This window comes from Paraburkholderia piptadeniae (genome assembly GCF_900007165.1).
Classification (GTDB): Bacteria; Pseudomonadota; Gammaproteobacteria; order Burkholderiales; family Burkholderiaceae; genus Paraburkholderia; species Paraburkholderia piptadeniae.
Genome location: NZ_CYGY02000011.1, coordinates 21,329 through 34,084 on the forward strand (window position 1 = coordinate 21,329; position 12,756 = coordinate 34,084).

General features: G+C 64.6%; 11 protein-coding genes. 2 read left to right on the forward strand and 9 right to left on the reverse strand.

Translation table 11 applies throughout. The features are described 5' to 3' along the window. Nucleotides 1–8: 8 nt before the first annotated feature. From BN2476_RS04585 to BN2476_RS04595, 3 genes are all read right to left on the reverse strand, one after another. The gene (locus tag BN2476_RS04585) at nt 9–974 is read right to left on the reverse strand and encodes a PDR/VanB family oxidoreductase (protein WP_087732984.1); all 966 of its coding nucleotides are present in this window, start codon (nt 972–974) and stop codon (nt 9–11) included. Between the two features lie 12 nt (nt 975–986). Beyond that, a complete protein-coding gene (locus BN2476_RS04590) occupies nt 987–1,769 on the reverse strand; it encodes an SDR family NAD(P)-dependent oxidoreductase (RefSeq protein WP_087732985.1) in 783 nt (260 codons plus the stop codon). An 82-nt stretch (nt 1,770–1,851) separates the two neighbouring features. Then, nucleotides 1,852–3,123 (reverse strand): Rieske 2Fe-2S domain-containing protein, encoded by a 1,272-nt coding sequence (locus BN2476_RS04595; RefSeq protein ID WP_087733176.1) that lies wholly within the window; start codon nt 3,121–3,123, stop codon nt 1,852–1,854. 149 nt (nt 3,124–3,272) lie between these two features. Here BN2476_RS04595 and BN2476_RS04600 point away from each other — a divergent pair, with 149 nt between their 5' ends. Both BN2476_RS04600 and BN2476_RS04605 read left to right on the forward strand, forming a co-directional pair. Further along, nucleotides 3,273–4,031, forward strand: a complete 759-nt coding sequence (locus BN2476_RS04600) for an IclR family transcriptional regulator (RefSeq protein WP_087732986.1) — start codon at nt 3,273–3,275, stop codon at nt 4,029–4,031. Between the two features lie 412 nt (nt 4,032–4,443). Then, on the forward strand, nt 4,444–5,466 hold the full coding sequence (locus BN2476_RS04605; RefSeq protein WP_087732987.1) for a sulfonate ABC transporter substrate-binding protein: 1,023 nt from the start codon (nt 4,444–4,446) through the stop codon (nt 5,464–5,466). A 54-nt stretch (nt 5,467–5,520) separates the two neighbouring features. Here the strand turns inward: BN2476_RS04605 and BN2476_RS04610 are convergent, their stop codons facing one another. Genes BN2476_RS04610 through BN2476_RS04635 form a run of 6 tightly spaced genes read right to left on the reverse strand, consistent with a single transcriptional unit; the run spans nt 5,521 to nt 12,709 of the window. After that, nucleotides 5,521–7,158, reverse strand: a complete 1,638-nt coding sequence (locus BN2476_RS04610) for a gamma-glutamyltransferase family protein (protein WP_087732988.1) — start codon at nt 7,156–7,158, stop codon at nt 5,521–5,523. Nucleotides 7,159–7,217: 59 nt separating this feature from the next. After that, on the reverse strand, nt 7,218–8,102 hold the full coding sequence (locus BN2476_RS04615; protein WP_087732989.1) for an ABC transporter permease: 885 nt from the start codon (nt 8,100–8,102) through the stop codon (nt 7,218–7,220). Then, on the reverse strand, nt 8,102–9,046 hold the full coding sequence (locus BN2476_RS04620; protein ID WP_087732990.1) for an ABC transporter permease: 945 nt from the start codon (nt 9,044–9,046) through the stop codon (nt 8,102–8,104). The genes BN2476_RS04615 and BN2476_RS04620 overlap by 1 nt, the downstream gene beginning before the upstream one ends. Before the next feature lie 5 nt (nt 9,047–9,051). Further along, on the reverse strand, nt 9,052–10,548 hold the full coding sequence (locus BN2476_RS04625) for an ABC transporter substrate-binding protein (protein WP_087732991.1): 1,497 nt from the start codon (nt 10,546–10,548) through the stop codon (nt 9,052–9,054). A 44-nt stretch (nt 10,549–10,592) separates the two neighbouring features. After that, nucleotides 10,593–11,690, reverse strand: a complete 1,098-nt coding sequence (locus tag BN2476_RS04630) for an ABC transporter ATP-binding protein (RefSeq protein WP_087732992.1) — start codon at nt 11,688–11,690, stop codon at nt 10,593–10,595. Continuing rightward, nucleotides 11,687–12,709, reverse strand: a complete 1,023-nt coding sequence (locus BN2476_RS04635) for an ABC transporter ATP-binding protein (protein ID WP_087732993.1) — start codon at nt 12,707–12,709, stop codon at nt 11,687–11,689. The genes BN2476_RS04630 and BN2476_RS04635 overlap by 4 nt, the downstream gene beginning before the upstream one ends. Between the last annotated feature and the right edge of the window lie 47 nt (nt 12,710–12,756).

Here is a 12,756-nt window from a genome sequence, read left to right on the forward strand (position 1 = left end):
TTCCATCGCTAAAGGTCCAGCACGAGCCTCCTCGACTTCGCGCGCGAACAGCACGGCAGGAACTGGTCGTTGCGAGCCTGCTCTTCGGGCGACAGAAAAAGATCGCGATGATCGGGCTCGCCATCGATCACGCGCGTGATGCACGTCCCGCAGATACCCTGTTCGCACGACACGGGGACATCCACACCGGCATCGGCGAGCGCCTGGGCCACCGACCGGTCGGCGGGAATCGATACGATACGTCCCGAGCGCGCGAGACTGACTTCGAAAGCCCCATCGTTGCTGGTGTCGACGGGCGTCGCCGAAAAGAACTCATAGTGCAGTTGCTGCTCGGGCCAGCCGAGCGAACGGGCCGTGTCGAGCACGGCATTCATGACCCCCTGCGGGCCGCATACATACAGATGCGCATCGGGCTGCGGCTGTGCGAGCAACACCTTCAAGTCGAGGCGCTGCGCAGCGTCGCCATCGTCGAAGTGATATTGGACTTGTGCTGCCCACTGCGAACCGGCGATACGCTCGATGAATGCCGCACGCGAACGCGAGCGGGCGCAGTAGTGCATCTCGAACGACGCGCCCGCATCGCCCAGATGCTCGGCCATGCAAAGCAGCGGCGTAAGACCGATACCGCCCGCGAGCAACAGATGCTTCACCTCGCCGTGCGCAAGCGGGAAATGATTGCGCGGCGCGCCGACGCGAATCTCGTCGCCTTCGTGCACGGACTCGTGCATGCCCGCCGAACCGCCGCGCGACTGTTGATCGCGCAACACGGCGATCTGATAGCGCCGACGATCCGCAGGCGAATTGCACAGCGAGTACTGTCGGATCATACCGCCGGGAACATGCACGTCGATATGCGCGCCCGCGTCGAACGCGGGCAGCTCGCGCCAGTCGACACTCGCGAACTCGAAGCTGACAATACCCTCAGCTTCGACGCAGCGTCGCGCGACGCGCACGGTAAGTGTGGAATCGTTCATGCTGACCACCCGTTACATGATCGACAGGCCGCCATCGACCATCAGTGTCGTGCCCGTGATGAACGACGCTTCGTCGCTTGCGAGCCAGAGAATCGGCCACGCAATTTCTTCGGGCGCAGCCCAGCGACCGATCAGCGACGTGTCCTGCCGCTGCGTCTTGAGCACGTCGACGCTCTTGCCGGCTGCACGCGCGCGGTTGACGTGAAAGTCGGTCAATGTCGAGCCGGGACAGACGGCATTGACACGCACGCCGTTCGCCGCCTCTTCGAATGCGAGCGTGCGCGTCATCGCGAGCATGCCGGCCTTGGTCGCATCGTAGAGGCCCATGCCCTTGCGGCCCGTCACCGCATAGCACGACGACACGTTGACGATGCTCGCGGACGCGGACTTGCGCAGCAGCGGAAGCGCGGCCTTGCAGTAGTTCGACGTTCCGATCAGATTCACGGACACCATGCTTTGCCATTCGGCGGGTGTCGCCTCGGCGAGCGCGCTGTAGTTGCGCATCGCCGCGTTGTTGACGAGCACGTCCAGACGATCGAACGAGCGGGCCGCAAGCTCGGCCGCTGCGGCCGCCTCGTCCGCGTTCGACACGTCGGCCACGAAGGTCTTCACCTTCACGGAGGAATCGTGCTGAAGCAGTTCATCGGTGACGCGCGCGAGCGCGTCGGCGTTCGCATCGACCAGCACCACGGCCGCGCCCTCGTCGCAGAAGACGCGCGCCGTCGCAGCGCCGATGCCTCCGCCGCCGCCTGTGATCAGCGCAACCTTGCCTTGAAGTCTTGTACCTTGCTGCATTTCATGCCGGCGCGATGCCGGCCTCCTTGTCGCGAATCAGGAACGATGACTCCCGCGCCGGACCTGCGTCCGGCGTGGACGATCAGATCGAGTAGATCGGTTGACCCTTGCCGTCGGCAAGGTGGATGGCCGCCCATTCCTGCGGCTTCTGATCGCGCGGCAACAGCGCCCCCGCTGCGCGCACGCGCTGCTGATCGGCGTTGATGGCAGGCGGATCGGTATCGGGAAGCAATGCGGTGGCCGCTTCGAAAAGCATGCGGCGCGCCATCACGATCGCGCGGTCGGTCGGCAGCAGCTTTTCCTTGCTGTGGTCCTGGATCGGCCCCATGCTTTCCTGCAGCGACGCATCCTGCATCGCGAAGCCGAACACGCCCGAGTAAGCGCGCTTGTCCTTCTGCGCCTGGCGGTCGATCAGGTAGTCGTTGTCCTTGTTGGCCTTTGGCCGGAACGTGCCGGGCTCGTACTCGCAGTGAATGCCCTTGCCCGCGTTCAGATCGGCCAGCTCCTGTTCGCTCAGCGGACGATCGGGGCGGAAGTTGATGCTCCAGGCCCAGCAGTTGTGATCGTCGATCGGCACCCACACATGGCCCGCCAGCGAGTGATCGCCGAACGGCGGAATCAGCGTGTACCACGGGAACAGCCACTGCGTGACGCGCCAGTAGTACGAATCCAGCTCGCCGTTGCGACGGCCGAAAAGCGTCAGGCCGAACGGCTGCTTCTCGATTTCGAAGATCACGTTGCCATCGGCCTTGATGTAGTCGAGCGCCTTGGTGCCCTGGTGCATCGGGTCGTCGTCGACTTCATAGCGGTGCACGTACGAGACATGGCTCGTGTCGATGCCGCCTTCCATCGCCTGCAGATAGTTCGATTCCTGCAGCCGCTTCGACACGAACACATGGCTGTCCGGCAGATTGCACCACTCCAGATCCGGCGGTGCCGGCTGGCGGTCCTTCGGTCCCATGTACGCCCAGACGATGCCGCCGCGCTCGATGCACGGATACGCGGTGATGCCCATGTGCTTGCATGCCTGAGGCGCGGACGGCACGTCGACGCACTTCCCGTCGCGGTCGAACTTGAGGCCGTGATACGCGCAGCGAATGCCGTTCTCTTCGTTACGGCCGAAATACAGCGACACGCCGCGATGCGAGCAGAACTCGTCGATCAGCGCGGGCTTGCCCTCGGAATCGCGGAACGCGAGCAGCTTCTCGCCGAGGATCTGCACGCGCACAGGCGGGCAATCGGGTTCGGCGATTTCGCTCGCGAGCAGTATCGGCACCCAGTAGCGGCGCATCAGGTTGCCCATTGCCGTACCCGGGCCCGTGCGCACCAGGGTTTCCGACATGTTCTTGTCCATGTTCATCCTCCAGATCGGTTGCGGAGTTGTCCGCTACATGAGATTGTGATTTCATTCTACGGACAGTTTGCGCGAAGTCAAGTTTCAATGACAGTGACTTTCTCTACAATGTGCAGACGGCACGCTCCGATTTGGAAAGGAAATTTCAAATGCAAGAAAAAAAATCGCACGAAAATGTGCGTGCAGTGGAAAGAGCGCTAGAAATACTTCTTGCGTTCAGGCCGGGGGATAACGAATTGACCGTCGCGGAGCTGCTTACGCGCGTGAACCTGAGCCGACCGACGCTGTATCGGCTGCTGAACACGCTCGAACAAAAGGGCTTTCTCGCGTCGAAGGGTGAACCGCAGCGGTTCCACCTCGGAAGCGCCGTCGCGCATCTGGCGCACGTGTGGATGAGCGATCACAGCATCGCGGAGCTTGCGCAACCGATGCTGCGAAATCTTTGGGCGGAAACGACGGAGACGGTGGCGCTGTTCGTGCCGGACGGCACGTATCGCGTGTGCGTGGCCGAACTGGAGAGCCCGCAGCCGCTGAGTTTTCGACGGGGCGTCGGCTATCGCGAGAAGCTCGTGCTCGGCGCGAGCGGGCGCACCATCCTCTCGCAGATGCAGCTTTCCGCGGATGAACTGCGCCCGTATCTCGCCGAGCCGGATCAGGACGTTTCGGCGCTGCTCGCGGACATCGAAGCGATCCGCGCGCAAGGCTACGGAACGAGCCGCCATGAGCTGATCGAAGGCGCGGTTGCCGTCGCCGCGCCGTTCTTCAACGGAGCCAATCAGATTGCGGGATCGATTTGCATCTTCGGTCCCAGCGTGCGTGTCACGGACAACCGCGTCACGCAGTTTGCCGAGTTGCTCAAGCGCGAGGCGGCCAACCTGTCGCGTGCATTGGGACAACAGGCCGCGTAGGTCTTAGCTTCTTCGTTGCTCAGGCGACGCTCGGCGCTTGCGCAACGCTGCCGAGCGCCGACTGCTGCGAAACGCAGCACCCGCATGTCGCTTCCACAAGCCATGATTGACGTGTCCGACGCACGCCTTGCACCCATAGTCCCTGCATGCTAGCCACGCGCTACGCGTCTTCCAAGGACGATTCGATATATGCAAATGGCGCGTCTCATGCGATGTCCACGGCGATCGTCACGCGAACGCTATCGTCGATTCGCTGCTTTCGATATGCGCAAACATTGGTTGGATTCGCGCGCGCGCCGTCTTAACGTCGTGAGTCTGACGCGCGCGATTGCGGCGTGAACAACTCCTGTTGACTGCGCCGCGCAGTCCGGCAAGCGTCATTCCTAACAGACATGACGGACATCAGCGAAAGATGAGCAAACACGACACACCCATCGATACCCATCCCGCCGATGTGCACAGGCGTCGTCTCTTGCAGCGCGCCGCCGCCGGCCTGACGGGTGCCGCGCTCGGCGGCGCGTTAGGACCGTTAGGACCGTTCGCGAGCGTCGCTGCGCATGCGCAAAGCGCGAGCAACCGGCTGCGAATCGGCTATCAGAAGTACGGCAATTTCGTGGTGCTGAAGGCGCGCGGCACGCTCGAAAAGCGGCTTGCAAGCCAGGGCGTGACCGTCCAATGGCTCGAATTTCCCGCTGGGCCGCAACTGCTGGAAGGACTGAATGCGGGCGCCGTCGATGTCGGCACCGTCGGCGAGACGCCGCCTATCTTCGCGCAGGCGGGCGGCGTCGACTTCGTGTACATCGGCAGCGAGCCGTCCGCGCCGCAAGGCGAAGCGATCGTCGTCCCGCACGATTCGCCGATCCGCTCGGTCGCGCAACTACGCGGCAAGAAGGTCGCGCTCAACAAGGGCTCGAATGTCCACTTCCTGCTCGTGCAGGCGCTGCAAAAAGCGGGGCTCGCCTACACCGACATCCAGCCCGTCTATCTGACGCCCGCCGATGCACGCGCAGCCTTCGTGCGGGGCAGCGTGGATGCATGGGTCATCTGGGACCCGTATCTCGCGACGATCGAACGCCAGGGGAATGCGCGCACCCTTGCCTATGGCGACGGCCTCGTGCGCAATACGCAGTACTACGTCGCGGCCCGCAAATTCGCCGCGGCACAGCCGCAAGTGCTGCACACGCTGCTCAAAGAAGTGAACGGCATCGACGGCTGGGCGCACGACAACATTCCCGAAGTCGCCGCGCTGCTGTCGCCGCTCGTCGGGCTCGATACGGCCACGCTCGAAGTCGCGCTCAAACGCACCGGCTACGGCGTTCAGCCGATCACGGACGCGACGCTCGCGTATCAGCAGCAGATCGCCGATACGTTCAGCGCGCTCAAGCTGATTCCCGGCAAGCTGACCGTCGCGGACGCGCGCTGGAAAACCGGCTGAACGCAGCCGGTTCAAACGCGCGAACGCATCGATACCATCGAAATAGCGTTCCGCTCACAAGCCCGCTGCGAGACCATCGCGGCGGCTGTCGCTCGCGGCCACATAGCCGCGCTCGGGCTCGTTGCGATCGAGCTTCCAGATGAACTGACCCGAGCCGAAATCCATATACGGATCGTCGATCGACTTGATCGTGTGGCCGAGCCCTTCGAGCGCGCGCGTCGTGTTGCGATCGAGCGTCGATTCGACGTCGATCGTGAAATCGCGGTTCACCTTCCAGCGCGGCGCGTCGCACGCGGCCTGCGGCTGCTGGCCGTAGTCGAGCATGCGCACGACCGTTTGCAGATGGCCTTGCGGCTGCATGTCGCCGCCCATCACGCCGAAGCTCATCACGGCTTCCTGCCGTCCGTCCACCTGCTGCGTGAGGAACGCGGGAATGATCGTGTGGAAAGGCCGCTTGCCGCCTTCGACGACATTCGGCGACTTCGGGTCCATCGAAAATCCGTAGCCGCGGTTCTGCAGCGAGATGCCGCTGTCCGGCACCACGACGCCCGAGCCGAAGCCCATGTAGTTCGACTGGATGAAGCTGACCATCATGCCGCGCTCGTCTGCCGCCGACATGTAGATCGTGCCGCCCGACTTCGGCATGCCGAAGCCGAAATGCGTCGCGCGCTTCGGATCGATCAGCTTTGCGCGCGACTTCAGGTACGCGTCGTCGAGCATTTGCGCGGGCGTCACTTCCATCGAGCGCGAATCGGCGACGTAGCGATACACATCGGCGAACGCGAGCTTCATCGCCTCGATCTGCAAGTGCTGCGATTCGATGCCGTCCACTTTCAGCGAACCCATGTCGAACTGCTCGAGAATACCGAGCGCGATCAACGCGGCGATGCCCTGCCCGTTCGGCGGAATCTCGTGCACCGTGTAGCCGCGATACTGCTTGCCGATCGGCTCCACCCAGTCGGGCTGGTAGTTGCGCAGATCGTCGAGCGTCATCGCGCCGCCGCATTCGCGCGAGAACGCCGCGATGCGTTCGGCAATCTCGCCTTCGTAGTACGCGCGCGGGCCCTGTTCGGCGAGCACGCGCAACGTCTTCGCGTGCCCCGGCATCTTCACCAGTTCGCTCATTTCGGGCGCGCGGCCACGCGGCATGAACGTATCGGCGAAACCCGGCTGGTTCTTGAGTTCCGGCACGGCGGCCGCCCACTTGCGCGCGACGATGCCCGCCACCGCATGACCGCGCTCGGCGATCTCGATCGCGGGCTGCATCAGGTCCGCGAACGGCAGCGAGCCGAACTTCTTGTGCAGCGCTTCCCAGCCCGCGATCACGCCCGGCACCGTCACCGTGTCCCAGCCGCGAACGGGGTGCTCGGCGAGGCCGTTGTTCTCGCCGTATTTGCGCTTGAAGTAATCGACGTTCCAAGCGGCGGGAGCGACGCCCGATGCATTCAGACCATGCAGCTTCTTGCCGTCCCACACGAGCGCGAACGCATCGCTGCCCAGACCGTTCGACACCGGCTCGACGACCGTGATCGCAGCGGCCGCCGCGATCGCGGCATCGACGGCATTGCCGCCTTTCCACAGCATCCGCAGACCGGCCTGCGCGGCGAGCGGCTGCGAAGTCGAGACAATGTTGCGCGCGAACACAGGCATGCGCGTCGTCGGATAAGGGTTCTTCCAGTTGAAACTTGTCATGTCGTCACTCTAGAGGTTGACCACGGCCATATCGAAGGCGACACGGCCACGGAAAGAAATCAGGATTCGCGCGGGTCGAGCGCGTCGCGCAGACCGTCGCCGACCAGATTGAAGCCGAGCACGGCCAGAAAGATCGCGATGCCGGGAAAGATCGACATCCAGGGCGCCTGGCTCACGAAGTCCTTCGCGGTGTTGAGCATCGATCCCCACGACGGCGCGGGCGGCAGTTGTCCGAGCCCGAGGAACGACAGGCTCGCTTCGGCGATGATCGCACTCGCCACCGTGAGGCTCGCCTGCACGATGATGGGCGGCAGCACGTTGGGCAGAATGTACCGCAGGATGATGCGCGGATGATCGAGGCCGATCGCGCGCGCGCCTTCGACATACTCTTCGGCCTTCACGCTGATCGCCTGTCCGCGCGTGAGACGGATGAAGCGCGGCATCGCCGAAATGCCGATCGCGGCCATCGCGTTCGTCAGGCTCGGCCCGAGGAACGCGGAGAGCGCGATTGCGAGAATCAGGAATGGAATGGACAGCAGCGCATCGGCGACGCGCGAGATCACGCCATCGACGAGCTTGCCGAAGTAGCCCGCGAGCAGACCGAGCGGCACGCCGAGCACGACGGCAATGCCGACGGACACGACGCCCGCGAGCAGCGACGCGCGCGCGCCGTACAGCAGGCGGCTCAGCACATCGCGGCCGAGTTCGTCGGTGCCGAACCAGTGAGCCGCCGACGGCGCCTGGCGCACGGTCATGAAGCTCGCCCGTACCGGGTCGTACTGCGTGAGCCACGGCGCAAACACGGCCATCACGACGACGAGCGCCACCAGCAGCGCGCCGAACACCGCGGCGCGGTTGCGCATGAAGCGCACGAGTCCGCGGCGCTTGCGGCGCGGCAACGATGCAGCCGACGCTACGGATTGGGCATCGAGAGGAGTAGCCATCAACTGCGCCTCAGTCGGGGGTTGAGCAGGATGTAGAGCACGTCGGCGCACAGATTGACGACGATGAACGCGAGCGCCGTCACGAGCACGACGCCTTGCACGACGGGATAGTCCCGGTTGAACACGGCATCGACGACGAGCTTGCCAAAGCCCGGAATCGTGAAGACCTGCTCCGTCAGCACGGCGCCCGCAAGCAGTTCGCCGAACAGCAGCGCGAGCACGGTGACGATCGGGATCAGCGCGTTGCGGAACGCGTGCTTGACGACCACGGCGCCGCGCAGCAGACCCTTCGCGCGCGCGGTGCGGATGTAGTCGGTGCGCAGCACGCCGAGCATCGCGCTACGCGTGTGGCGCATCAGTTGCGCGCCAAGTGCGGCGCCGAGCACGAACGCGGGCATCAGCATCGTCTTGATGCTGAGCCAGAAGTCCTCGCCCGGCGACACATAGCCCGACGACGGCAACAGATGCCAGCGCACCGACACGATGAAGATCAGCATGATGCCGAGCCAGAAGTTCGGTATCGACATGCCGGACAGCGCGAAGATATTCGCGGCGTAGTCGAGCGGTCCACCGCGGCTCGCCGCCGAGATCACGCCCGCCGGTATGCCGATGCCGATTGCCAGAATCATCGCCATGATCGCGAGCTGTATCGTGACGGGCAGCTTCTGCGCGATCAGCGAGCGCACGGGCACTTCCGTGCGCAGCGACGCGCCCAGGTCGCCGTGCGCGACGTCGCGCATCCACAGCGCGTATTGGGTGGGCACGGGCTGATCGAGGTGATACTTGACCCGCAGCGTCGCGATGAGCTGCGGGTCCTGGTCCTCGCCCGCCATTGCCATGACGGGGTCGCCCGGCAGCAGCTTTTGCAGGCCGAAGATCAGCATCGACACCAGGATCAGCGTCGGCACGGCCACGAGCATCCGATTGGCGATGATCCGCAACATGATGCTCAGCCCTTCATCGAAACGCCGCGCAGGCGAACGAGGCCATCGGCGGAAGGCGTGAAGCCCTGCACCTTCTTCGACAGCACGAACGGCCACGGCTGCGCGTAGATGTAGACGATGGGATCGTCGTCGGCGAGGATCTTGCCGGCCGCGTCGTAATCCGCCTTGCGCTCGGCTGCGGTGAGCTTCGTGCGTGCGCCGTCGAGCAGCGAATCGACCTGCTGGTTGCAGTAGTGCGCGTAGTTCAGGTTGCCCGAGCACGTGTTGAACTGATGCAGGTTGCCATCGGGATCGACGCGGCCCGACCAGCCCGTGTACATCGCTTCGAAGTCGCCGCTGTGTCCCGCGTTCAGCTCGGTTGCGTAATCGCTCGGGCGCAGCTTCAGCGTAATGCCCGCTTCGCCGAGCATCGCCTGCAGCATCTGCGTGATCTGGCTCGCGACCGTGTTGTTCGGGTACGCGAACTCGATCGTCGGATGCTCATGGCCCGACGCTTTCAGCAAGGCCTTCGCTTTGGCAACGTCGCGCTTCGTCGTCGGCAGCGACGCGTTGTAGTACGGGCTCGATTTCGGAATACCCTGATTGGCCGGCGTGAAGATGCCCGCGCCGATCACCTGATCGATCGCATCGCGATCGATCGACAGCTCGAACGCCTGGCGCACGCGCTTGTCCTTCAACGGGTTGTTGCCGCGCGGTCCGTTGTTGATGTTGAACGTCACGTAGTAGAAGCCCAAGCCCGTGACCGGCTTGAATTGAAGGTTCGCGTCGCTCTTCACCGACGCGACATCGGAAGGCGCGAGGCGTTCGAGCATGTCGAGCGAGCCCGAGCGCAGATTCGCGAGACGCACGGTGCTGTCGGGAATCGGCTGGAACACGACACGCTGGATCGGATACTTGTCCGCGTCCCAATAGCCCGCGAACTTCTCGAGCACCACGCGATCGTTCTGCACGCGCTGCACGAACTTGTACGGACCCGAGCACACGGGATGCGACGCGACGCCCGCCGCATCGGAGAGCGTCTTGGGCGCGAGCATCATGCCGGCGCGATCGGAGAGCGTGGCGAGCAGCGCGGCGTCCGGCTGCTTCAGCACGATCTTCACGGTGCTGTCGTCGACGACGTCGACATGATCGACCGACGAAAGCTCGCTCTTGCGGTTGCTGGTCGGCAGCGTGCGATAGCGGTCGAGGTTCGCCTTCACGGCGGCGGCGTTGAGCGGCTCGTCGTCCTGGAACTTCACGCCCTGGCGCAGCTTGAACGTCAGCGACTTGCCGTCGGCGCTCGTGGTCCATGAAGTTGCGAGCATCGGCACGATTTTCAGATCGGGCCCGACGTCGACGAGCGAATTGCACATCGACGCGAACACGATCCGGTCGACGAACTGCACGCTTCGCGCGGGGTCGAGCGAACCGATATCGTCCTGCAAGCCGATGCGGATGGTGGTCTGGGCCATCGCGGCGGATGCGCTCAATGCGAGCGCGGCGGCAATCAACATTCTTCGCATGCGTTGTGTCCTTGTTGCGGTTCGGGTTGCCATTAGAGGTAGGGTTATCGGATCGCGCCCGCTGTCAGCGCGGCCTGCCGGTCGCGGTAAATCTCGAGGCGCTCGTTCAGCTTCACGCTGACGCTCGCGGCGAGCGGCGTGCCGCTGCCCGCGTTCTGCACTTCGCGCCAGAAGTGGCAGGCGACCTGCCGGCCGCCGGGCAGCGCTTCGGCGAGCGGCCGCTCTTGCGAGCAGCGCGGCGTCGCGTGCGGGCAGCGCGTATGAAAGCGGCAGCCGGGCGGCGGCGCCGTCGGGCTTGGCAGATCGCCTTGCAGCGCGGGCTTCGTGCGGCGCTCGTGCGGACTGCTCGCGGGAATCGCGCGCAGCAGCGCTTGCGTGTACGGATGCAGCGGCGCATCGAACAGCTCGTCGACTTGCGCCAGCTCGACGATCTCGCCGAGATACATCACGGCGACGCGATCGCTCATATGGCGGATCACGGCCAGATCGTGCGCGACCATGATCAGCGTGAGGCCAAGTTCCGCTTTCAGCGATTCGAGCAGATTGATCACCTGCGCCTGCACCGACACATCGAGTGCCGACACCGGCTCGTCGCCGACGATCAGCTTCGGCTCGCCCGCGAGTGCCCGCGCGATGCCGATGCGCTGACGCTGCCCGCCCGAAAACTCATGCGGATAGCGCTCGGCGTAGCCCGGCTGCAAGCCGACTTTCGTCAGCAGTTGCGCGACGCGCTCGCGGCGCTCGGCGGCGTTGCGCGCGAGCCCATGTACGCCGACGGGCTCGCCGATGATCTGGCCCACCGTCATGCCCGGATTCAACGAAGCGAACGGGTCCTGAAAGATGATCTGCATCTCGCGGCGCAGCCGCCGCAGCTTCGCGCCTTGCCAGTGCGTGATGTCCTCGCCCTGATAGATCACGCGCCCTCGCGTCGCGTCGATCAGGCGCAGCAGCAGCCGGCCGAGTGTGGACTTGCCGCAGCCCGACTCGCCGACGATCGCGAACGTCTCGCCCGTGTTCACGGCGAACGACACGTCGTTGACGGCATGAACCGTTGGCGTGCGCGCAAACATGTGCCGCTCGCCGCCGAAGCGTTTCGTGAGCGCGCTGGCTTCGATGATGGGCGCTTTCACGTCGGCGCTCATGTCAGCTCCTTTTGCTGCGCGGGCTTCACGAGTTGCTCGACAGGCGCGAGCCAGCACGCGACGCGATGCTCGCCCGAAAGCGTTCTGTCGGGTGGCGCGGCGTCGATGCAGCGCTGCTCCGCGAACGGACAGCGCGGCGCGAAGCGGCAGCCGCGCGGCATCTGCTCGGGCGACGGCACCGAGCCGCGTATCGTCGCGAGCGAGCCCGCGCGCTTGCCGACGGACGGAATCGCGCCCATCAGGCCGATCGTGTAAGGATGCTGCGGATCGTCGAACAGATCGGCGACGGTGCCGTACTCGACGATCCTTCCCGCGTACATCACGGCGACGTGATCCGCCACTTCGGCGACGACGCCCAGATCGTGCGTGATCAAGAGCATCGCCGTGCCCGTCTCCGCCTGGAGGTTGCGCACAAGCGACAGCACTTGAGCCTGGATCGTGACGTCGAGCGCCGTCGTCGGTTCGTCGGCGATCAGGAGACGCGGGCGGTTCGCGAGCGCCATCGCGATCATCACGCGCTGGCGCATGCCGCCCGACAGCTGATGCGGAAACGCGTCGAGCCGCGCTTCGGGTGCGGGAATGTGGACGAGGCGCAGCATCTCCAGCGCTTCTTCACGCGCTTGCGCACGCTTGACGCCGCGATGTCGCCGGATGCTTTCGCCGATCTGCTCGCCGATCGTGTACGCGGGATTCAGCGACGTCATCGGCTCCTGGAAGATCATCGACATGCGGTTGCCGCGAATGTCGGCGAGTTCGCGCTCCGTCAGCGCGAAGAGATCGGCGCCCTCAAAATGCGCGGTGCCCGCGACGCGACGCGCGGGCGGACTCGCGAGCAGCCCCATCAGCGCCAGCGACGTCACGCTCTTGCCGCAGCCCGATTCGCCGACCATGCACAGCGTCTCGCCCGCATGAACAGGGAAGGAGACGTTATCGACGACATTGGGTACATCGGCCGCGTTTGAAAATTTCAACGAGAAGCCTCGTACATCCAGTACTGGTCGGCGTTCAGCACCGGTCATGCTTGGGCACTCCACATCGTGTCGTCGTCCTTTCATGTCGTTATGAA

Bases quoted from the DNA above. Each gene is read 5' to 3' on its own strand.
- BN2476_RS04590 (WP_087732985.1), bottom strand. From the start codon at position 1,769: ATGCAGCAAGGTACAAGACTTCAAGGCAAGGTTGCGCTGATCACAGGC.
- BN2476_RS04615 (WP_087732989.1), bottom strand. From the start codon at position 8,102: ATGGCTACTCCTCTCGATGCCCAATCCGTAGCGTCGGCTGCATCGTTG.
- BN2476_RS04620 (WP_087732990.1), bottom strand. From the start codon at position 9,046: ATGTTGCGGATCATCGCCAATCGGATGCTCGTGGCCGTGCCGACGCTG.
- BN2476_RS04635 (WP_087732993.1), bottom strand. From the start codon at position 12,709: ATGACCGGTGCTGAACGCCGACCAGTACTGGATGTACGAGGCTTCTCG.
- BN2476_RS04625 (WP_087732991.1), bottom strand. From the start codon at position 10,548: ATGCGAAGAATGTTGATTGCCGCCGCGCTCGCATTGAGCGCATCCGCC.
- BN2476_RS04595 (WP_087733176.1), bottom strand. From the start codon at position 3,123: ATGGACAAGAACATGTCGGAAACCCTGGTGCGCACGGGCCCGGGTACG.
- BN2476_RS04605 (WP_087732987.1), top strand. From the start codon at position 4,444: ATGAGCAAACACGACACACCCATCGATACCCATCCCGCCGATGTGCAC.
- BN2476_RS04585 (WP_087732984.1), bottom strand. From the start codon at position 974: ATGAACGATTCCACACTTACCGTGCGCGTCGCGCGACGCTGCGTCGAA.
- BN2476_RS04600 (WP_087732986.1), top strand. From the start codon at position 3,273: ATGCAAGAAAAAAAATCGCACGAAAATGTGCGTGCAGTGGAAAGAGCG.
- BN2476_RS04630 (WP_087732992.1), bottom strand. From the start codon at position 11,690: ATGAGCGCCGACGTGAAAGCGCCCATCATCGAAGCCAGCGCGCTCACG.
- BN2476_RS04610 (WP_087732988.1), bottom strand. From the start codon at position 7,158: ATGACAAGTTTCAACTGGAAGAACCCTTATCCGACGACGCGCATGCCT.